This window comes from Pseudomonas sp. Mn2068, from assembly GCF_049319725.1.
In the GTDB taxonomy this organism is placed as follows: domain Bacteria; phylum Pseudomonadota; class Gammaproteobacteria; order Pseudomonadales; family Pseudomonadaceae; genus Aquipseudomonas; species Aquipseudomonas gingeri.
Genome location: NZ_JBMOUG010000006.1, coordinates 257,021 through 277,771, shown reverse-complemented (window position 1 = coordinate 277,771; position 20,751 = coordinate 257,021). Strand labels below are relative to the sequence as shown.

At 64.3% G+C, this 20,751-nt stretch carries 19 protein-coding genes and 1 pseudogene; 7 read left to right on the top strand and 13 right to left on the bottom strand.

All coding sequences use genetic code 11. From position 1 onward, the window contains the following. Positions 1–3: 3 nt before the first annotated feature. Together hutI and hutG are read left to right on the top strand one after the other, a co-directional pair. Entirely contained in the window at positions 4–1,209 is a 1,206-nt protein-coding gene (hutI, locus tag ACL9RJ_RS16335; protein ID WP_103032934.1) for an imidazolonepropionase, read from the top strand. A gap of 10 nt (positions 1,210–1,219) precedes the next feature. Next, complete coding sequence (gene hutG / locus ACL9RJ_RS16330) at positions 1,220–2,023, top strand: N-formylglutamate deformylase (protein WP_042935692.1); 804 nt, start codon at positions 1,220–1,222, stop codon at positions 2,021–2,023. Between the two features lie 101 nt (positions 2,024–2,124). On the opposite strand, the gene ACL9RJ_RS16325 is transcribed toward hutG, so the two are convergent. Further along, positions 2,125–3,045 (bottom strand): hypothetical protein, encoded by a 921-nt coding sequence (locus tag ACL9RJ_RS16325; RefSeq protein ID WP_212810389.1) that lies wholly within the window; start codon positions 3,043–3,045, stop codon positions 2,125–2,127. A 250-nt stretch (positions 3,046–3,295) separates the two neighbouring features. Between ACL9RJ_RS16325 and pip the strand changes: the two genes are divergently transcribed. The 5 genes from pip to ACL9RJ_RS16300 all read left to right on the top strand — a co-directional run bounded on the left by pip (position 3,296) and on the right by ACL9RJ_RS16300 (position 10,402). After that, on the top strand, positions 3,296–4,267 hold the full coding sequence (gene pip / locus ACL9RJ_RS16320; RefSeq protein ID WP_177063455.1) for a prolyl aminopeptidase: 972 nt from the start codon (positions 3,296–3,298) through the stop codon (positions 4,265–4,267). Continuing rightward, complete coding sequence (dtd, locus tag ACL9RJ_RS16315; RefSeq protein ID WP_177083525.1) at positions 4,264–4,701, top strand: D-aminoacyl-tRNA deacylase; 438 nt, start codon at positions 4,264–4,266, stop codon at positions 4,699–4,701. The genes pip and dtd overlap by 4 nt, the downstream gene beginning before the upstream one ends. A gap of 266 nt (positions 4,702–4,967) precedes the next feature. Continuing rightward, complete coding sequence (locus tag ACL9RJ_RS16310; protein WP_042935690.1) at positions 4,968–6,773, top strand: glucan biosynthesis protein G; 1,806 nt, start codon at positions 4,968–4,970, stop codon at positions 6,771–6,773. After that, the gene (gene mdoH, locus ACL9RJ_RS16305) at positions 6,766–9,336 is read left to right on the top strand and encodes a glucans biosynthesis glucosyltransferase MdoH (protein WP_017126942.1); all 2,571 of its coding nucleotides are present in this window, start codon (positions 6,766–6,768) and stop codon (positions 9,334–9,336) included. The genes ACL9RJ_RS16310 and mdoH overlap by 8 nt, the downstream gene beginning before the upstream one ends. 265 nt (positions 9,337–9,601) lie before the next feature. Then, positions 9,602–10,402 carry a transporter substrate-binding domain-containing protein gene (locus tag ACL9RJ_RS16300; RefSeq protein ID WP_017126941.1) on the top strand — a complete coding sequence of 267 codons (801 nt, stop codon included), beginning with the start codon at positions 9,602–9,604 and terminating at the stop codon, positions 10,400–10,402. A gap of 3 nt (positions 10,403–10,405) precedes the next feature. Here the strand turns inward: ACL9RJ_RS16300 and ACL9RJ_RS16295 are convergent, their stop codons facing one another. The 12 genes and pseudogenes from ACL9RJ_RS16295 to ubiE all read right to left on the bottom strand — a co-directional run bounded on the left by ACL9RJ_RS16295 (position 10,406) and on the right by ubiE (position 20,666). Next, on the bottom strand, positions 10,406–12,361 hold the full coding sequence (locus ACL9RJ_RS16295) for a methyl-accepting chemotaxis protein (RefSeq protein ID WP_017126940.1): 1,956 nt from the start codon (positions 12,359–12,361) through the stop codon (positions 10,406–10,408). 171 nt (positions 12,362–12,532) lie between these two features. Continuing rightward, positions 12,533–13,246: a methyl-accepting chemotaxis protein gene (locus tag ACL9RJ_RS16290; protein WP_377652947.1), complete on the bottom strand. Its 714-nt coding sequence runs from the start codon at positions 13,244–13,246 to the stop codon at positions 12,533–12,535. Positions 13,247–13,390: 144 nt separating this feature from the next. Beyond that, positions 13,391–14,449, bottom strand: a pseudogene (locus ACL9RJ_RS16285) (methyl-accepting chemotaxis protein); the annotation flags it as partial. A gap of 107 nt (positions 14,450–14,556) precedes the next feature. Next, complete coding sequence (locus ACL9RJ_RS16280) at positions 14,557–15,264, bottom strand: 16S rRNA (uracil(1498)-N(3))-methyltransferase (RefSeq protein WP_017126939.1); 708 nt, start codon at positions 15,262–15,264, stop codon at positions 14,557–14,559. Beyond that, the gene (gene tatC / locus ACL9RJ_RS16275; protein WP_017126938.1) at positions 15,261–16,052 is read right to left on the bottom strand and encodes a twin-arginine translocase subunit TatC; all 792 of its coding nucleotides are present in this window, start codon (positions 16,050–16,052) and stop codon (positions 15,261–15,263) included. Before tatC ends, ACL9RJ_RS16280 begins: the two co-directional genes overlap by 4 nt. Next, positions 16,049–16,540: a Sec-independent protein translocase protein TatB gene (gene tatB, locus ACL9RJ_RS16270; protein ID WP_017126937.1), complete on the bottom strand. Its 492-nt coding sequence runs from the start codon at positions 16,538–16,540 to the stop codon at positions 16,049–16,051. Before tatB ends, tatC begins: the two co-directional genes overlap by 4 nt. Before the next feature lie 10 nt (positions 16,541–16,550). Continuing rightward, on the bottom strand, positions 16,551–16,844 hold the full coding sequence (locus tag ACL9RJ_RS16265; protein WP_017126936.1) for a twin-arginine translocase TatA/TatE family subunit: 294 nt from the start codon (positions 16,842–16,844) through the stop codon (positions 16,551–16,553). A gap of 25 nt (positions 16,845–16,869) precedes the next feature. Next, positions 16,870–17,202: a phosphoribosyl-ATP diphosphatase gene (locus ACL9RJ_RS16260; RefSeq protein ID WP_017126935.1), complete on the bottom strand. Its 333-nt coding sequence runs from the start codon at positions 17,200–17,202 to the stop codon at positions 16,870–16,872. Between the two features lie 2 nt (positions 17,203–17,204). Beyond that, entirely contained in the window at positions 17,205–17,597 is a 393-nt protein-coding gene (hisI, locus tag ACL9RJ_RS16255) for a phosphoribosyl-AMP cyclohydrolase (RefSeq protein WP_017126934.1), read from the bottom strand. Between the two features lie 80 nt (positions 17,598–17,677). Beyond that, positions 17,678–19,282 carry a ubiquinone biosynthesis regulatory protein kinase UbiB gene (ubiB, locus tag ACL9RJ_RS16250; protein WP_017126933.1) on the bottom strand — a complete coding sequence of 535 codons (1,605 nt, stop codon included), beginning with the start codon at positions 19,280–19,282 and terminating at the stop codon, positions 17,678–17,680. Further along, positions 19,279–19,896 carry a ubiquinone biosynthesis accessory factor UbiJ gene (locus ACL9RJ_RS16245; protein ID WP_017126932.1) on the bottom strand — a complete coding sequence of 206 codons (618 nt, stop codon included), beginning with the start codon at positions 19,894–19,896 and terminating at the stop codon, positions 19,279–19,281. Before ACL9RJ_RS16245 ends, ubiB begins: the two co-directional genes overlap by 4 nt. Further along, complete coding sequence (gene ubiE / locus ACL9RJ_RS16240) at positions 19,896–20,666, bottom strand: bifunctional demethylmenaquinone methyltransferase/2-methoxy-6-polyprenyl-1,4-benzoquinol methylase UbiE (RefSeq protein ID WP_017126931.1); 771 nt, start codon at positions 20,664–20,666, stop codon at positions 19,896–19,898. Before ubiE ends, ACL9RJ_RS16245 begins: the two co-directional genes overlap by 1 nt. Positions 20,667–20,751: the final 85 nt, after the last annotated feature.

The window sequence follows — 20,751 nt, the reverse complement described above, 5'->3', positions numbered from 1 at the left end:
CGGATGAAAACCCTTTGGCAGAACTGTCACGTTGCAAGCATGGCGCAAGGCACCTACTCGATCATCGAGGACGCCGCCATCGTGACCGTGGCGTCGAAGATCGAGTGGATCGGCCCGCGTGCCGAACTGCCGGTTGCGGATTATCCACAGGTCAATGATCTGGAAGGGGCCTGGGTGACACCGGGGCTGATCGATTGCCATACCCACACGGTGTTCGGCGGTAACCGCAGCGGTGAGTTCGAGCAGCGCCTGCAAGGCGTGAGCTACGCCGAGATCGCGGCTGCCGGTGGGGGTATCGCCAGCACCGTGCGGGCGACCCGTGCCGCCAGTGAGGACGAGCTGTTCGCCAGCGCCCGGCAACGCCTGAGCTGCCTGCTGCGCGACGGCGTGACCAGTGTCGAGATCAAGTCCGGCTATGGCCTGGACCTGGACAGCGAGCGCAAGATCCTCAAGGTGATCCGCCGTCTGGGCGCCGAACTGCCGGTGACCGTGCGCAGCACCTGCCTGGCGGCCCATGCGTTGCCGCCGGAGTACAAGGATCGCGCCGATGACTACATCGAGCATATCTGCACCGAGATGCTCCCGGCCCTGGCAGCCGAAGGCCTGGTGGACGCGGTCGATGCATTCTGCGAATACCTGGCGTTTTCCCCGGCCCAGGTCGAGCGGGTGTTCAAGGTCGCCCGGCAACTGGGCCTGCCGGTGAAACTCCACGCCGAGCAATTGTCCTCGCTGCACGGTTCGAGCCTGGCGGCGCGTTATCAGGCGCTGTCGGCGGATCACCTGGAGTTCATGACCGAAGAGGACGCCATCGCCATGGCGGCCGCCGGTACCGTGGCGGTGCTGCTGCCCGGCGCCTTCTATTTTCTGCGCGAAACCCAACTGCCACCGATGGATGCCCTGCGCCGGCACGGGGTGAAGATCGCGGTTGCCAGCGACCTCAATCCGGGGACTTCGCCGGCGCTGTCGCTGCGCTTGATGTTGAACATGGCCTGCACGCTGTTCCGCATGACCCCGGAAGAAGCCCTGGCCGGTGTCACCCTGCACGCCGCCACGGCGCTGGGCATGGGCGACAGCCACGGTTCCCTGGAAGCCGGCAAGGTGGCGGATTTCGTCGCCTGGCAGATCGAGCGTCCGGCGGACCTGGCCTACTGGCTGGGCGGTGACCTGAGCAAACGCGTGGTGCGCCACGGCATTGAAGTACTGATCTAGGAGAATGGTTGTGGATAACGTCCTGAGCTTCAAACAAGGCCGCGTGCCGTTGCTGATCAGCATGCCCCACGCCGGGTTGAAACTGACCCCGGCGGTCAGGGACGGGCTGATTCCCGAGGCCCGCAGCCTGCCGGATACCGACTGGCATATTCCACGGCTGTATGACTTCGCCGAAGAACTGGATGCCAGCACCCTGGCGGCCGAGTATTCGCGGTTTGTCATCGACCTCAACCGCCCGTCCGACGACAAGCCGTTGTATGTCGGTGCCACCACCGGCCTCTACCCGGCGACGCTGTTCGACGGCGTGCCGCTGTTCCAGGACGGCCAGGTGCCGTCCGCCGAGGAGCGGGCGACCTACCTGGAACAGGTGTGGACGCCGTATCACCGCACCCTGCGGGAAGAACTGGCGCGGCTCAAGGCCGAGTTCGGCTATGCGCTGCTGTTTGATGCCCACTCGATCCGCTCGGTGATCCCGCACCTGTTCGAGGGCAAACTGCCGGACTTCAACCTCGGCACGTTCAATGGCGCGGCCTGCGATCCACAACTGGCGTCGCGCCTGGAAGCGATCTGTGCCGGCCATCCGGCCTACAGCCATGTGCTCAACGGGCGTTTCAAGGGTGGTCATATCACCCGTCACTACGGCCATCCCGCCGAGCACATCCATGCCGTGCAACTGGAATTGGGCCAGTGCACCTATATGGAAGAGTTCGAACCGTTCAACTACCGCAGCGACCTGGCCGAGCCGACGCGGGTCGTGCTCAGGGAGCTGCTGCAAGGGTTGCTGGCCTGGGGACGCGAACGCTACGGCCGCTGACAGCCACGGCTCATGAAACCCTGGTAGGGGCCGGCTTGCCGGCGATGGCATCCGCTCAGGCGGTGCAAGACTCACCGGCCTCTTCGCCGGCAAGCCGGCTCCTACAAGGGGAGCACCTCGACCCCGGGGCTGAGAAAGTCGATGTGATAGCCGCTGGCCCCATCCCCGATGGCCACGTGGACACCCCTGATGCCTTCGTTCATCGGCGAGTTGTGGCTGTAGTTGATGTTCGGTCCGATGGCGTCATTGACCCCGATGGCAAATTCGCTGAGCAGCAGCCCGCGCTTGCCGGCGGCCCGGCGCAACAGGTCGACGTACTCCCGGCCCGCGACCTTGAGCGAGAGCACCCGATTGCGCTCGACCTGCAGCCAGGCATCGTGGCGGGCGACGTTGGCGGCCAGCGTCTGCATGTCGACCACCAGCTCGTGCGGCAGCGACTGGGCCCGGCTGCCCCGGGACATCAACAGGCCGCTGACATGCAGCACGCCGCTGACCTGGAACAGATCGGGGCCGTCCGGGTTCATATGGGCATAGTGCACCTCGAACAGCTCGGTGACCGACAGCACGAAGTTGCTGCCGATCTCGTCGCGGGTCATGGCATAGGGCGTTGAATGGTGGTCGAGCCAGACCTCGGCCCGGCTGCTGGCACTGTTCAGGCGCAACCGTTGCTGGCCACTCAACAGCCTCAGGGTGTCCTGTTGGCGTTGCAGGCAATCGGCAAAGTTGCTGCGCAACAACAGCATCAGGCTGTAAAGGGCGTTTTCCAGGCTGGGCTCGAAGACATGCAGCGGGCATAGCAGCGTCTGCTTGTGGCCGGTTCGCGCCGCGCGCTGGTAGAACTGCCGGGCGCCCTGGCTGGAAAAGGAAAAGCCCAGGCTGTGGGCGGGCAGTTGTTCCAGCGATCCCAGCAGGCTGGCTTCCAGCCCCAGTTCGCAGAGGCCACGGATAAACATTTCGTTGTCGGCGACGATAATGGCTTTTTCCGGGTAGGAAAGCAGGTCGGGCAAGCGGTACTGGCACATTCGAAACTCCCTTTCATGTCTGGCTCTGATAGCCCGGTGGAGCAGCTCCTGCCGCTCGGTTTTACCCTGGGTATTGAAACGTTTATTGAACCGATTTGAACACTGACCGAACGGCTAGGCGCCTGGGGAGGGGTTGCGCGGCGGCGCTTTTGACAAGGGCATGCCGTTTCGGCAATTCGGGTTTATGATGCCGGACGGCAGAATAATAGAAGTCCCCCCAGGGATGACCTCGACCCTTACGGAGCGCGTGATGCAGACTTTGTACCCGCAGATCAAACCCTACGCCCGGCACGATCTGGCCGTGGATGAGCCGCATGTGCTGTACGTCGACGAAAGCGGCTCGCCCGAGGGCTTGCCGGTGGTATTCATTCACGGCGGCCCGGGTGCCGGCTGTGATGCCCAGAGTCGTCGCTACTTCGACCCCAACCTGTACCGTATCGTCACGTTCGACCAGCGTGGCTGTGGCCGTTCGACTCCCCACGCCAGCCTGGAAAACAACACCACCTGGGATCTGGTGGCGGACCTGGAGCGGATTCGCGAGCACCTGGGGATCGACAAATGGGTGCTGTTCGGCGGCTCCTGGGGCTCGACCCTGGCCCTGGCCTACGCCCAGACCCATCCGGAGCGGGTCCATGGCCTGATCCTGCGGGGCATCTTTCTGTGTCGTCCGCAGGAAATCGAGTGGTTCTACCAGGCCGGCGCCAGTCGCCTGTTCCCGGACTACTGGCAGGATTACCTGGCGCCGATCCCGCTGGACGAGCGCGGCGACCTGCTGACCGCCTTCCACAAACGCCTGACCGGCAACGACCAGATCGCCCAGATGCATGCCGCCAAGGCCTGGTCGACCTGGGAAGGCCGCACCGCGACCCTGCGCCCCAACCCGCTGGTGGTCGATCGCTTCTCCGAACCGCAGCGTGCCCTGTCGATTGCCCGGATCGAGTGCCACTACTTCACCAACAATGCGTTCCTTGAACCCAACCAGCTGATTCGCGACATGGACAAGATCGCCCATCTGCCGGGTGTGATCGTGCATGGCCGCTACGATGTGATCTGCCCGCTGGACAACGCCTGGGAGTTGCATCAGGCCTGGCCCAACAGCGAGCTGCAGGTAATCCGCGATGCCGGTCACGCCGCGTCGGAGCCGGGGATCACCGATGCGCTGGTGCGCGCCGCCAGCCAGATGGCCCGGCGCCTGCTCGATCTGCCTCCCGAAGAAGCATGAAGGCCCTGCTGCAGCGTGTCAGTGGCGCGCGGGTCGAGGTCGCGGGGGAGGTGGTCGGTGCCATCGACCAGGGGTTGCTGGTGCTGCTGGCCGTCGAGCCCGACGACACCCGTGCCTGTGCCGACAAACTTCTGAAGAAGCTGCTTAACTATCGGGTGTTCAGCGATCCCCAGGGCAAGATGAACCTTTCCCTGGCGGACATCGGTGGCGGGCTGCTGCTGGTATCGCAGTTCACCCTGGCTGCCGATACCGGCAGCGGATTGCGCCCGAGCTTCTCCATGGCGGCGCCTCCGGCGGTCGCCGAGGCACTTTTCGACTATGTAGTGGCACAGGCGCAACGATTGCATGGCCAAGTGGCGACGGGGCGTTTCGGGGCGGATATGAAGGTGCATCTGGTCAATGATGGCCCGGTAACCTTCCTGTTACAGACCTGAAAGCACCAAAAACGACGTATCGGGCTGAAAACAGGGGGTTTTGTCGATAAATACTTTGTTTCGCCTGATGCGTTGTAACGCGGCCTACTAGATAATCGCGCGCTATGGGGATCAGCGTTCGTTGGTCCATTTTGACTTAGGTAGAGACTTGTCCGACACCGTTTGGGGAATCATTTTGCCCCAGGGGAGTCGGAACAATGCTCGCCAACCTGGCATATAGATAGCTAGCCGTTGGTTTTTTGATCTGTTTTCGGCGAGGGTTGCTCGTGATTGTTAGTCCCTGTAATGCACCAAAATTGACTGCCAAAGGGTTACGAAAAGCACTGGTGACGGGTTCCGCACTGCTTTGCCTGCTCAGTGCCGGCCAACTCTTTGCATTCAATCTGGACGATGTGGCGGCCAAGGCGAAGACCCTGGCCGGGCAGAAGTACGAAGCTCCGCGCAGCAATCTGCCGAACGAATTTCGTGAGATGAAGTTTGCGGACTATCAGAAAATCCGCTTCCTGACCGACAAGGCCGAATGGGCCGATCAGAAGACCCCGTTCAAGCTGTCGTTCTATCACCAGGGCATGCATTTCGACACACCGGTGAAAATCAACGAAATCACCGCCAACGATGTCTCGGAGATCAAGTACGACCCGAGCCGTTTCGATTTCGGCGACATGAAGTTCGATCCTAAAACCACCGAACAACTGGGTTATGCCGGTTTCCGCGTGCTTTACCCGATCAACAAGGCCGACAAGCAGGACGAAATCATGACCATGCTCGGCGCGAGTTACTTCCGCGTCGTCGGCAAGGGCCACACCTATGGCCTGTCCGCCCGTGGCATGGCGATCGATACCGCATTGCCGTCCGGCGAGGAATTCCCGCGTTTCACCGAGTTCTGGATCCAGCAGCCCAAGCCGACCGACAAGCACCTGGTGATCTTCGCCCTGCTCGATTCGCCACGGGCCACCGGTGCCTACCGGCTGATCCTGCGTCCGGGCAGCGACACCATCGTCGACGTGAAGGCGCAGATGTTCCTGCGTGACAAGGTCGGCAAGCTGGGCGTGGCCCCGCTGACCAGCATGTTCCTGTTCGGTGCCAACCAGCCGTCGAAAGTCCTCAACTACCGTCGCGAGCTGCACGATTCCAGCGGCCTGTCGATCCATGCCGGCAATGGCGAATGGCTGTGGCGTCCGCTGAACAACCCGAAACACCTGGCGGTGAGCAACTTCTCCGTGGAGAACCCGCGTGGTTTCGGCCTGCTGCAACGGGGTCGTGACTTCAGCCACTACGAAGACCTCGACGACCGCTACGACAAGCGCCCGAGCGCCTGGATCGAGCCGAAGGGCGATTGGGGCAAGGGCACCGTCGATCTGGTCGAGATCCCGACCGCCGACGAAACCAACGACAACATCGTGGCTTTCTGGAACCCGGAAAAGCTCGCCCAGCCGGGTGAAGCGATGAACTTCGCCTATCGCATGCACTGGACCCAGGACGAAGCCGCCCTGCACTCGCCGGACAGCGCCTGGGTCAAGCAGACCCTGAAGTCCACCGGTGACGTCAAGCAATCGAACCTGATCCGCCAGCCGGACGGCAGCGTTGCCTACCTGGTGGACTTCGAGGGGCCTTCCCTCAAGGCCTTGCCGGAAGATGCGCCGGTACGCAGCCAGGTCAGCGTCGGCGACAACGCCGAAGTGGTGGAAAACAGCCTGCGCTACAACCCGGAAACCCAGGGCTGGCGCCTGACCCTGCGCCTGAAGATCAAGGATCCGGGCAAGTCCACCGAGATGCGTGCGGCCCTGGTCAAGGACATCGTCGCGCCTGAGCCGGCCAAGGCTTCGTCCCAGGTGGTCAAGGCCGACAAGGTTGCGGCCAAGACCCAGGAAAAGGAGGCCAAGGCTCAAGAGAAAGAAGCCAAGGCCCAGGACAAAGACGCGGCCAAGGGCGCGGATAACAAGGCCAAGGACAAGAAAGAGCATGACGCCCCGGCGCCGGCTCCCGAGGCTGCCCCTACCACCCCGGAACCGGTGAAGACTGAACAAGTCCTGACCGAGACCTGGAGCTACCAGTTGCCTGCCGATGAGTAATTCAATCGCCCAGCCAGAGACTCTCTCCGAGTACCTGGCGCACCTGCCGCTGAGCGCCGAGCAACGCGCCGAGCTGGCGAGCTGCGGCTCGTTCGCCGAGCTGCATGAGCGCCTCAGCGCCCATCCGTCCGTCGACTCCGCCGAGGCCGCGCAAGCCTCGGTGGGGCGCCGCCTGACCCTCAACTCGGCCGCCGAGCTGGAAGACGCCGAGATGCTCGTGGTCGATGCCAGTGGCCGGGTCTGCCTCAAGGCCACGCCGCCGATTCGCCGGACCCGGGTCGTCCCCGAGCCCTGGCGCACCAATATCCTGGTGCGTGGCTGGCGCCGCCTGACCGGGCGCAGCAACCCGCCGGCACCCAAGGATGACAAGCGCGACCTGCCCCATGCGCGCTGGCGCACCGTCGGCTCGATCCGTCGCTACATCCTCTTGGTGCTGATGCTGGGCCAGACCATCGTCGCCGGCTGGTACATGAAAGGCATCATGCCGTACCAGGGCTGGTCCTTCGTCGATCTCAACGAAGTGATGCGCCAACCGCTGCTGCAGACGGCCCAGCAAGTGCTGCCGTATGCCCTGCAGACCAGCATCCTGGTGCTCTTCGGGATTCTGTTCTGCTGGGTCTCGGCGGGCTTCTGGACGGCCCTGATGGGCTTCCTCGAACTCCTGACCGGGCACGACAAGTACCGCATCTCGGGGGCCAGCGCCGGCAGCGAGCCGATTGCCCAGGACGCGCGGACCGCCATCGTCATGCCGATCTGCAACGAGGACGTGCCACGGGTCTTTGCCGGCCTGCGGGCGACCTTCGAGTCGGTCGCGGCCACCGGTGACCTGGATCGCTTCGACTTCTTTGTCCTCAGCGACAGTAACGACACCGATATCTGCGTCGCCGAGCAACAGGCCTGGCTGGATGTCTGTCGCGAAGCCTCGGGCTTCGGCCGGATCTTCTACCGCCGTCGCCGTCGCCGGGTAAAACGCAAGAGCGGCAACCTGGACGACTTCTGCCGTCGCTGGGGTGGCGACTACAAGTACATGGTGGTGCTCGACGCCGACAGCGTCATGAGCGGCGAATGCCTGACCAGCCTGGTGCGCCTGATGGAAGCCACGCCGGACGCCGGGATCATCCAGACCGCGCCGCGGGCGTCGGGCATGGACACCCTCTACGCACGCATGCAGCAGTTCGCGACCCGCGTCTACGGCCCGCTGTTCACCGCCGGCCTGCACTTCTGGCAGTTGGGCGAGTCCCACTACTGGGGCCACAACGCGATCATCCGCATGAAGCCGTTCATCGAGCACTGCGCCCTGGCGCCGTTGCCCGGCAAAGGCGCGTTCGCCGGTGCGATCCTCTCCCACGACTTCGTCGAAGCCGCGCTGATGCGCCGCGCCGGCTGGGGCGTGTGGATCGCCTACGACCTGCCCGGCAGCTATGAAGAACTGCCGCCGAACCTGCTGGACGAGCTCAAGCGCGACCGCCGCTGGTGCCACGGCAACCTGATGAACTTCCGGCTGTTCCTGGTCAAGGGCATGCACCCGGTGCACCGCGCGGTGTTCCTCACCGGCGTGATGTCCTACCTGTCGGCGCCGCTGTGGTTCTTCTTCCTGGTGCTGTCGACGGCCCTGCTGGCGGTCAACACGCTGATGGAGCCGCAGTACTTCATGGAGCCGCGCCAGCTTTATCCGCTGTGGCCGCAATGGCATCCGGACAAGGCGGTGGCGCTGTTCTCCACCACCATCGTGCTGCTGTTCCTGCCCAAGCTGTTGAGCATCATCCTGATCTGGGCCAAGGGCGCGAAAGAGTTCGGCGGCAAGTTCAAGGTGACCCTGTCGATGCTGCTGGAGATGCTGTTCTCCATGCTGCTGGCGCCGGTGCGGATGATTTTCCACACCCGCTTCGTCCTGGCCGCGTTCCTCGGCTGGGCGGCGACCTGGAATTCGCCGCAGCGTGACGACGACTCCACACCGTGGAGCGAGGCGGTTCGCCGCCACGGTCCGCAGACCGTGCTGGGGGCGCTCTGGGCCCTGCTGGTGGTCTGGCTCAACCCGAGCTTCCTCTGGTGGCTGGTGCCGATCGTCGGTTCGCTGATGCTGTCGATCCCGGTGTCGGTGATCTCCAGCCGGGTCAACCTGGGCCTGCGTTCGAAGGACGAGAGCCTGTTCCTCATCCCCGAGGAATACAACCCGCCCCAGGCGCTGCTGGCCACGGACGAGTACACCCATGAAAACCGCTGGCATGCGCTGAACGACGGTTTTGTCCGGGCCGTGGTCGATCCGCAGCAGAACGCCCTGGCGTGCGCCCTGGCGACTGCCCGCCACGGTCAGGCCGAGCCGATCGAATGGCTGCGTATCGAGCGCGTGCGGCATGCGTTGAAGGTCGGTCCGGCGGCGCTGGACAACCACTCGCGCCTGCAACTGCTGAGCGATCCGGTGGCCCTGGCCCGCCTGCATGCGCAGGTCTGGAGCGAAGGCCATGCCGAGTGGCTGGCGGCCTGGCGTGATTCGGTCAAGGCCGATCCCCATGCGCCGCTGTTGCCACTGCAACCGGCCTCGGTGGCCGGTCAGCCGGCCTGATCCATCCCGCCTGAATCCATCCCCCCCGAGGCCGTCGGCCCAGGGGGGATGCAGGCTCATCGTTACCGCGTATTTCCCCTCCCGCACCTCCCCGCATCTATTGTCATTTGGTAACAAAAGACCCGCCCGGCGCCGTATGGCAGCGTGATCGAGTACGTTAGGATCGCGCCCCGAAATCGTGCCGGCCAGGCCTGCTGGCGACTGTGGTTGTGCACAGCGTGCCAGGAGCGGCTGGCATCATCGGGAAATGGACCAAGGAATCTTCATGACGAAAAGGTATCTGTCGATACTGTTGCTGGGCGCTGTCACGCTCTTCCACGCCTGCTGGCTCCAGGCGGGCGCCATCGACGAGGCGGTCAGGCGCGGAAGCCTCAAGGTTGGTACCAACCCGACCTATATGCCGTTCCAGATGACGGACAGGCAGGGGCGGGTCGTGGGCTTCGAAATCGACCTGTTGCATGAGATGAGCAAGTCCCTGGGGGTGAAGCTGGAGTTGTTGCCCAGCGGCTACCCGGAACTGATCCCCAATCTGCTGGCGGGCAAGACCGATCTGGTCGCCAGCGGCATGACCCTGACCCAGGAGCGCAACCTGCGGTTGAACTTCAGCGATCCCTTTATCGTGGTCGGACAGACGCTGTTGATCCCCCTGGCGCTGGCGAACAAGGTGCAGAGCTTCGAGGACCTGAACGAACCCGGCTACCGCCTGCGGGTCAAGGCCGGCACCACCGGTGAGATAGTCGCCAGGCGAATGATCGGCAAGGCCCAGCTGGTCAGCTACGCCACCGAGGAGGAGGGCGTGCAGGACGTGATCGACGGCAAGGCCGATGCCTTTATCCATGATGCGCCCTACAACCTGGTGGCGGTGAACAAGCTGGGCCAGGGCAAACTGCTCTGCCTGGAGCAGCCCTTCACCTACGAGCCCCTGGCCTTCGGCCTGAAGAAGGGCGATCACGACAGCCTGAACTGGATCAACCACTTCCTCCACCAGATCGCCGAAGACGGCACCTATGATCGGATCCATGACAAGTGGTTCAAGGAAACCGCCTGGCTGGCCGAGATCGACTGAGGTTCACACCTTGAAGCGCTCCACCAGGCGCTGCAACTGAGCCCCGAGCTGGCTCAGTTGCAGGCTGGCGGCGGCGGTCTCGTCGCAGGTGTGGGCGGTCTGCTGGGACATGTCCCGCACCTGCAGCACGCTGCGACTGATCTGTTCGGCGACGATGCTCTGCTGTTCGCCGGCGGCGGCAATCTGCTCGTTCATCCCGAGGATCTGCGACACGCTGCGGCTGATGCCCGTCAGCTTGCTGCCGCTGCGTCGGCTGGACTCGACGCTGCTGCGGCTCAGGCCGCGGCTTTTGTCCAGGCGCTGCGCCACTTGCTGGGTACCGTTCTGCAAGGCGCTGACCAGGCCTTCGATCTCCTCGGTCGAGTCCTGGGTGCGTTGCGCCAGGCTGCGGACTTCGTCGGCGACCACCGCAAACCCCCGCCCGGCCTCGCCGGCCCTGGCCGCCTCGATCGTGGCGTTGAGTGCCAGCAGGTTGGTTTGCAGCGAGACCGACTTGATCACATCCAGCACGCCGCCGATCTTCTCGCTTTCCTGCTTGAGGGTGGTCATCGCCGCGGTGCACTGCTGCATTTCCTGCTCCAGCTGGACGATCTGCCCGATGCTCTCGGCCACCGCCCGGTCGCCGTCCCTGGCCTGCTGCTCGGCCTGGTTGGCAGCCAGGGACGCGGCCTCGGCATGCTGCGCGACTTCCCGGGCGGTGGCGGTCATCTGTTTCATCGCCGTGGCGATCTGGTCGATTTCGTCACGCTGCCGGCCAATGCGGGTGCTGGTCTGCTCGGTGCTGCCGGACAACTGGCGGGCAGCCCCGGCCACGCGGGCGGTGCCCTGGCCGATACCGCCGACCAGTTCGCGCAGGCCCTGGCTCATGCGTTGCAGGGCTTGCTGCAACTGGCCCATTTCGTCGCCGCGTTCGACCCGGATATCGCGGCTCAGGTCGCCGGCGGCGATGTGCTCGGCGACCTTGAGGCTGCGCTTGAGGGGGACCAGGATCTGGGTGCTGATGACCCAGGCGGACAAGGCACCGATCAGCAGGGCCAGCGCGGCAACGGCGATCAGCACCCTGTTCGAGCGGCGGGTGTCGCGGTCGCGCTTTTCTGTCTGGCCCAGGCTCAGGGCGTCATTTCCGTCGAGCAACAGCCCTCCCAGGGTTTCCATGCGCTCATGCAGGGTGGCGGTTTGCGTCTGTGCCTCGCGAAACTGCATAAGGCTGGCCTGGTAGGTGGTGAGGGTCGCGACGAGGGCTACCGGGTCGCCGATGACCGTCGCCGGCAGGCTGCCGATACGTTGCCTGATCTGTTGCAGTATCTCGTCGAGCCGTTCGATGGCCTGGAGCGCCTGCTGTGAATAGTCTTGCGGCGAGGCGAAGGTGTAGGCCGGGGTTTCCACGCTGTCGTGGCTGTGCTCGATCTGTTGGCGCAACTGCTCAATAGCGGCGACCAGTGGCTGCCACTCGATACCTGTACCGAAGGTGCCGCTGGCCACCAGGACACTGGCCTGGGTCCTGGCCACGGTCAGGCTGGCCTGTTCCAGGTCTGCGGCCAGTTGCGAGCGCAGGCGTTCGCGGTCGTCGACCGTCCGGCCCAGCTCGTCGAGGGCATCCTGGAAGGCGGCGAGGCTGCCGCGCTGTCTTTCCAGCAGGTCCTGGTAGGCGGGGTCCTCGATGCGTTCACGCAGCGCGCCCAGGTGCTGGTTGATCTCGGCCAGCTGGCGCCTGACATTGTCCTGGCTCCGGGTGTCGTTCAGGACCCGAAAGGCAATGCGGTCGGCGCGCATGCCCTTGGTGATATGGCTGAGCCGGGCAATGATCGACAGTTGGTGCGAATGCTCGATGGTGTGTTGCAGGGCGTACCAGCCGGTGGCGGTGATGACGAGTGTCAGTTGCAGCACCAGGCCGAAACCCAGGGACAGCTTGAAGCGGACGCTGCGGTCGATTAATGCATGGGCAAACCGAGGAAACATGGTGGATCTCCTGCCAGGCGGATAAGTGGTCGAGCCCGGCGCATGAATGCGTCGGGCGATGTCCTCTCATCGGCTTTCCGGCGGGAGACCTGACCTGATCAGGCTGTAGGGGAATTCCCTTGTGTTTGAAGGAGTTGGGAGGCCTGGTCGGCCTCCCCGCCCTATGGGGCGTTACAGGCGGAAATGGCTGACCAGCACCTGCAGGTGATTGCCCAGGCGCGCCAACTCGATGCTGGAGGCGGCCGTTTCTTCACTGGCCGACGAGGTCTGCTCGGAAACGTCCCGTACATTCAGCACGCTGCGGTTGATCTCTTCCGCGGTGGCGCTCTGCTGTTCGGCGGCGGCGGCGATCTGCTGGTTCATCGCCTGGATCGCCGACACGGTGCGGGTGATGCTTTCCAGCGAGCCGCCGGCGCGACGGGTCAGTTCGACGCTGCTGTCGGTCAGGCCGCGACTGTTGTCCATGATGTTCGCCACCTGCTGGGTGCCGCTTTGCAGGCCGACGATCAGTTCCTCGATCTCTTCGGTGGACTTCTGCGTACGCAGGGCCAGGCTGCGCACTTCATCGGCGACCACGGCGAAACCGCGCCCGGCCTCACCGGCGCGGGCCGCCTCGATGGCGGCGTTGAGGGCCAGCAGGTTGGTCTGCTGGGCCACCGACTTGATCACGTCGAGCACGCTGCCGATCTTGTCGCTTTCGGCCTTGAGATGGCTCATGGCCGCGGTGGAGTTGCCGACTTCGGTCGCCAGGCGCTCGATCTGGGCGATGGCCTCGCCAACCACCCTGTCGCCTTCGCGGGCCTGCTGGTCCGCCGCGGCGGCGGCTTCCGAGGCTTCCTCGGCGTTGCGCGCGACTTCCTGCACGGTGGCGGTCATCTCGTGCATGGCCGTGGCGACCTGGTCGGTCTCGACCTTCTGGCTGTTGACCCCGGCACTGGTCTGCTCGGTGACGGCGGACAGTTGCTCGGCGGCGCTGGCGATCTGGGTGACGCCGTCGCTGATACCGCCGATCAGCTTGCGCAGGCTGACGGTCATGCTGTGCATGGCCCGCTGCAACTGGCCGAGTTCGTCGCGGCGGCTGGTTTCCAGGTCCTGGCTCAGATCGCCCGCGGCCACGCGCTCGACGACCTTGAGGGTCTGTTGCAGCGGAATCACGATCTGGCGGGTGATGGCCCAGGCGGCAATCACGCCGAACAGCAGGGCCAGGACGGTGGCGATGCCGAGCATGTTTTTCGCGTTGGCCGCGTCGCTGTCACGGCGGCCGGTCTGCAACTCGGTCAACTGGTCGCTGAGTCCCAGCAGTTTGTTGCCTTGCTCTTCCATGCGCTTGAGCGCCTGGGCGCTGGCGACCTGGGAGTCGCGGAAGGCGCCGACGGCGGCCCGGTAGGCCTTGAAGGACTCGCCCGCCTGCTGGAGGTTGGCCTGGTGCTGTTCCGGCAATTTGGCCGGCAGGCTGGCGAGGGTGCCCAGGGCGCTGTCGATGGCCTCCAGGGCCGGTTGTTCGGCATCGCTTTTGCCGCTGTAGGTGTAGCCGCGGACCTGGTAGCGGGACTGCTGCAGTTGCTTGCTGAGGTCGACCACGCTGTTGAACTGGGCGACGCTGTCGCCCTGCAGCATGGATTTCTCCACCTCGGCGACCTTGGCGACGGCATTGTCGGCGTTGGCCCCGAGCGCGCTGCGAGCGCTCTCGCGATTCTGCATGGCCTGGATCATATCGGCGAAGGCCCGCTTGTATTCCGTGAGGGCCGCCAGTTGCTGGTCGATCAGGGTGATGCTTTCCGGGGTTTCCACCTGCTTGCGGGCACTCTGCAGGCCGCTTTCCAGCTTGCCCAGCAGGTCGCTGACCACGCCGGGGCCCTGTTCGCCCTTGCGCATTTCATAGTCCAGGCGGGCGATGCGCAGGTCCTTGGTCAACAGGTTGAGGCTGGAGATATAGCCCAGCTTGTCGCCGCGACTGATCACCGAACTCAGGCCGGTCCAACCGGTGAAGGTGATCACGACTGTCAACAGCAGCACCAGGCTGAAGCCGATGCCGAGTTTCAGATTGACGCTCACATTACCCAGGTTCTGGGCTAACCAACGGTACATGGGACGGACTCCTGACAGGTGCTCGTAAGCCTGGCGGCAGATTTTTTTTAGTAGTGCCGGTATATCGGCCCGTGCCCCTGAAACTGAAGCGGGCGCGGGACGGCTGGTCAGAACAGACGGGCGAGCAGGGCGGTGACGGCGGTCTCGACCCGCAGGATGCGCTCGCCGAGCTGTACCGGTTGCAGGCCGGACCTGGCCAGCAGGTCGATTTCGTAGGGGATCCAGCCGCCTTCCGGGCCGATGGCCAGTGTCACCGGCTCATCCAGTCCGCGCGGGCAGGGCGGGTAGTTGCCGGGATGGCCGACCAGCCCCAGGGTGCCTGCGCTGATGGCGGGCAGGCGGTCTTCGACGAATGGCTTGAAGCGTTTCTCGATGATCACTTCGGGCAGCACAGTATCGCGGGTCTGCTCCAGTCCGAGAACCAGTTGCTCGCGAATCGCCTCGGGTTCGAGGAAGGGGGTCTGCCAGAAGCTCTTTTCCACGCGGTAGCTGTTGACCAGCACCACCTTGGGCACGCCCATGGTGGCGATGGTCTGGAACACCCGGCGGAGCATCTTCGGGCGTGGCAGGGCGAGGACCAGGGTCAATGGCAGCTTGGCCGGTGGCGGCTGGTCGAGGCTGACCCGCAACTGCGCTTCGCCGGCCTCCAGGCGCACGACTTCGGCATTGCCCATCAGGCCACCGATGCGTCCCACCCGCAGGTTGTCGCCCAGCGCCACCCGGTGGACTTCCTGCATATGGGTCAGGCGCCGATCACGCAGCACCACCTGGTCGGCCGCGATGAAGTCGGCCTCTTCCAGTAGCAGCAGGTTCACGCTTGCGGCGCTGGCGGTTGGGCGTCGTTGTCGCTGGGGGCGTCCTGCGGGTGCTCGCCACGCTTGCTGACCAGGCTGCCGAACAGGATGCCGATCTCGAACAGCAGCCACATCGGTACCGCCAGCAGTGTCTGGGAGAATACGTCCGGCGGAGTCAGGATCATGCCGACCACGAAGCAGCCGATGACCACGTACGGACGGATTTTCTTCAGGTACTTGACGTCGACCACGCCGATCCACACCAGCAGCACCACGGCCACCGGGATTTCAAAGGCCACGCCGAAGGCGAAGAACAGCGTCATGACGAAGTCGAGGTAGCTGGTGATGTCGGTCATCATTTCCACGCCGGCCGGGGTGGCGGCGGCGAAGAACTTGAAGATCAGCGGAAACACCAGGTAGTAGGCGAACGCCATGCCGGTGTAGAACAGCGCGATGCTCGACACCAGCAACGGCACGGCGATGCGCTTTTCATGCTTGTACAGGCCGGGGGCGATAAACCCCCAGATCTGGTGCAGGATCACCGGGATCGCCAGGAACAGCGAAACCATCATGGTCAGCTTGAGCGGCGTCAGGAAGGGCGATGAGACGTCGGTGGCGATCATCGTCGCCCCGGTCGGCAGGTACTGGCGCAACGGCGTGGAGACGAAGGTGTAGATCTGCTGGGTAAAGGAGAACAACCCGGCAAAGATCAGGAAGATCGCCGCGACGCAACGCAGCAGGCGGGTGCGCAACTCGGTGAGGTGCGAAACCAGCGGCATGTGCTGGTCGTTTTCCGGAATATCGCTCATGGGGCTCGCGGCGGCAAAGTAGGGTCATGAGAAGCTGGCGCACTGGGCGTCGGCGCGGGAACAACGGCTTCGGTCGGCGTCGCCACGTGCGGGGCCGGTTCGACGGCACCGAGTACCGGCACCGCTTCGCTGGCCGGCACGGTGGTCGGCGGCAGATCGCCTGGTACTGGTTCGCCCGGCAGGCCTGGCGCGGCCACAGGGTGAATCGTCTGTTCGGCGACCGGCGGAGTCGTCGGTTCCTGGACCGGCGACAGGATCTTGCGGGCTTCCTGCTCCAGGGACAGGATGTGTTCGTTGTGCAGTTGCCGACGAATCTCGTCGGCACCGATTTCCCGTTCCACTTCCTGCTTGATCGCGTTGAAGCTGCGTTTCAGGCGCCCGACCCACAGGCCCGCCGTGCGCGCGGCGCCCGGCAGGCGCTCGGGGCCGAGGACCAGCAGGGCCACGAGGCCGACGAGCAGCAGTTCACTGAAGCTGATACCGAACATTAGTCAGCACTCACGAATGATTGCGGGGCTCTTTGTTTACGAGCTCTTCCACTTTCTGCGCCTGCACGTCGATGGTGTGCGGCGTGTTCTGCTGGGCAGCGGCCTGTGGCTGTACCGGTGGGGCCGGCTGTGCGACTGGCGGTACGCCCGGCTCGGCAGGTTTTTCGTCGTCGTTCATGGCCTTGCGAAAGCCCTTGATCGACTCGCCGACATCGGTGCCGAGGTTCTTGAGTTTCTTGGTGCCAAACACCAGCACGACAACAACCAGGATGACGATCCAGTGTTTCCAGTCAAAAATGCCCATGGTGCTGCTCCTCTCTAAAAGTTGTTCAGGCGGACGGGCGCGAGGCTTTCTCGACGTGTCCGGACAATCCGAAGCGACGGTCCAACTCATCCAGCACGGCCTGTGGATGCTGCCCCAGTTGGGCGAGCATGACCAGGCTGTGGAACCACAAATCGGCGGTTTCGTAGATCACATCGCTGCAATCGCCGCTGATGGCGGCGTCCTTGGCGGCAATGATGGTCTCGACCGACTCTTCGCCGACCTTCTCCAGAATCTTGTTCAGGCCCTTGTGGTACAGGCTGGCGACGTACGAGCTGTCGGCGGCGGCGCCTTTGCGCTCTTCCAGCACCTGGGCCAGGCGGGTCAGGGTGTCAGTCATGTTCAGTGTCCTGCTGCGTAGATGCTGTGCGGGTCCTTGAGGACCGGATCGACCGTCTTCCAGCCGTCGTTTTCATAAACGCGGTAGAAGCAGCTCTGGCGGCCGGTGTGGCAGGCGATATCGCCGACCTGCTCGACCATCAGGATGATCACGTCGGCGTCACAGTCCAGGCGCATTTCGTGCAGGTGCTGTACATGCCCGGACTCCTCGCCCTTGCGCCACAGTCTGCCACGCGAGCGCGACCAGTAGATGGCGCGGTTTTCGCGGGCGGTCAGTTGCAATGCCTCGCGGTTCATCCAGGCCATCATCAGCACGCGCCCGGTCTTGTGATCCTGGGCAATGGCCGGCACCAGGCCGTCGCTGTCCCATTTGATCTCGTCCAGCCAGTCTTTCATCTTCGACTCCGACAACCGGGCCCGACCTGCGTGGTGGGGCCTCGGCGAATGGACAGTTTGCCAGCCGGCGGCCTCACTGGCTATCGGCGCACGACCAGATACAAACCGATGGCCACCATGATCGCCGCCGGCCAGTGCCCCAGCTCGTGCAGCGGTCCGCCGGCGGCAAGGAACGCGCCGCCACCCAGGTGCAGCGAACCGAGCAGGCGCAGCAGCCAGTCGTCCTTGCGTTTTTTCCATTTCGGTTCGGGATCGGCGGCATGGGGCTGCGACAGGCGTTCGAGCAGGTCGCGGGTCATGTCGGCCAGGTGCGGCAGTTGTTCGACCTGGCTGTGCAGGTTGCCCAGCAGGGTTTTCGGGCTGACCCGCTCGCGCATCCAGCGTTCGAGGAACGGCTGGGCGGTGCTCCACAGGTCCAGGTCCGGGTACAGCTGGCGGCCCAGGCCCTCGATATTGAGCAGGGTCTTCTGCAGCAGCACCAGTTGCGGCTGGACCTCCATGTTGAAGCGCCGTGCGGTCTGGAACAGGCGCATCAACACCTGGCCGAAGGAGATGTCCTTCAGCGGTTTTTCGAAGATCGGCTCGCAGACGGTGCGGATCGCCGCCTCGAATTCGTTGAGCTTGGTGTGCGCCGGCACCCAGCCCGAATCGATGTGCAACTGGGCGACGCGCCGGTAGTCACGCTTGAAGAAGGCGAACAGGTTGCGTGCCAGGTAATCCTGGTCCTGCGGGGTCAGGCTGCCGACGATGCCGCAGTCGATGGCGATGTACTGCGGGCTCCACGGATTGACGGTGCTGACGAAGATGTTGCCGGGGTGCATGTCGGCGTGGAAGAAGCTGTCGCGGAACACCTGGGTGAAGAAGATCTCCACGCCGCGCTCGGCGAGCATCTTCATGTCGGTGCGCTGGTCGGCGAGGGTCGCCAGGTCCGTGACCTGGATGCCGTAGATGCGCTCCATCACCAGCACTTTCGGCCGGCACCAGTCCCAGTAGACCTGGGGCACGTACATCATCTCAGAGCCTTCGAAGTTGCGGCGCAACTGGCTGGCGTTGGCCGCCTCGCGCAGCAGGTCGAGCTCGTCGTAGATGGTCTTCTCGTAGTCGCTGACCACGTCCACCGGGTGCAGCAGGCGCGCGTCGGACGAGACCCGTTCGGCGGCGCGGGCGAGGATGAACAGCCACGCCAGGTCCTGGGCGATGATCGGCTTGAGCCCCGGGCGGATGACCTTCACCACTACTTCCTCGCCGCTTTTCAGCTGGGCGGCGTGGACCTGGGCCACCGAGGCCGAGGCCAGCGGTTCGATGTCGAAACGGCTGAAGACCTCGCTGATCTTCTTGCCCAGTTGCGACTCGATCAGGTCCACGGCCTTTTGCGAGTCGAACGGCGGTACGCGGTCCTGCAGCAGCATCAGTTCGTCGGCGATGTCCTCGGGCAGCAGGTCGCGGCGGGTCGAGAGAATCTGCCCGAACTTGATGAAGATCGGCCCCAGGTCCTGCAACGCCAGGCGCAGCCGCGCGCCACGGCTCAGTTCCAGCGGCTTGCGCGGGAACCAGCGCCACGGCAGGGCAAAGCGCAGGGCCAGGAGAAACCAGGGCAGGGGCAGCTCGAACAGCAGGTCATCGAGACGGTAGCGGATCACGACGCGCTGGATGCGCAACAGACGGCGGACGGCAAGCAGCTTCATGCGTTATCGCTGGAGTTGAGGGATCGGGAGAGGCGTTCGAAGCGCGCCTCGAGTCGTTCTAAATCTAGCTTGATCCGGTCGAGTTCGGCGAAACGGGCTTCGGCCTCGTGCTTGCCGACCAATGCCCGGGATTCTTCGCTGAGGTATTCGGCCAGGTTCTGGTTGAGGCTGGCGAACCCCTGGCGATACCAGCCGGCGCGGCTGCGCAGGTGGCCGCTGATCAGTTGCGTGGCCACCGGGCCGAGCCAGCGCGAGAGTTCGTACTCCCAGTCCAGCTCCAGGTCCTGCAGCACGGCGGCGAGGTCCAGCAGCACCGCGCTGTCGCCTTCCAGGTGCACATCCGGGCCGTGCAGGATCGCTGTCTTGTCCTTGCTCAGGGCCAGGTTCAGCAGGCTGGTGGTCGGCGCGCGGAGAATGCAGTCGGCGCCAGCGGCCCAGTGGGCGGCCAGCATCAGGCCGTCATCGCCGGGCAGGATGAACAGCTTCAAGGCCGGACTGTCGACCTCGATGACCTTGCCGCTCAGGTGCGCGAGGCGGCCCAGGGCGGTGCTGTCGAGACGCAGCACCCGGTTGAGGCCGTGTTCGACACCGGCGAGCAGGCCGCTGAGCACCATCAGGGCTTGATGCCGCGGTGCAGGGCGACGATGCCCGCGGTCATGTTGTGATAGGTCACGCGGTCGAAACCGGCGTCCACCATCATCGACTTCAGGGTTTCCTGGTTCGGGTGCATGCGGATCGATTCGGCCAGGTAGCGATAGCTTTCCGAGTCATTGGTGATCAGCTTGCCGGCCAGGGGCATGAAGGCGAACGAATAGGCGTCGTAGACCTTGGACATCAGCTTGTTGGTCGGCTTGGAGAACTCCAGCACCAGCAGGCGCCCGCCCGGCTTGAGTACCCGCAGCATGGAGCGCAGGGCGTCTTCCTTGTGGGTGACGTTGCGCAGGCCGAAGGCGATGGTCACGCAGTCGAAATGGTTGTCCGGGAACGGCAGCTTCTCCGCATCGGCCTGGACGAACTCAACGTTGCCGGCCACGCCCAGGTCCAGCAGGCGGTCACGGCCGACCTTGAGCATGGAAGCGTTGATGTCGGCCAGCACCACCTGGCCGGTGGGGCCTACCAGGTGCGAGAACTTTTTGGTCAGGTCGCCGGTACCGCCGGCGATATCCAGCACCCGGTTACCGGCGCGCACGCCCGACAGCTCGATGGTGAAGCGCTTCCACAGGCGGTGCATGCCGCCGGAGAGCACGTCGTTCATCAGGTCGTACTTGGCCGCGACCGAGTGGAAAACCTCAGCGACTTTTTCCGCCTTTTGGCTTTCCGGCACGTTCTTGAAGCCGAAGTGGGTGGTGGGTTCGGCATCGCTGCCTTTGCGCTGATCAGTCATATCGCTGTCACCAGAAGAGAATGCGGGCCATTCTAATCCCGGTGGCCGGCTTTGTCTTGGCAAAGGCGGAATGTAAGTATAGTGG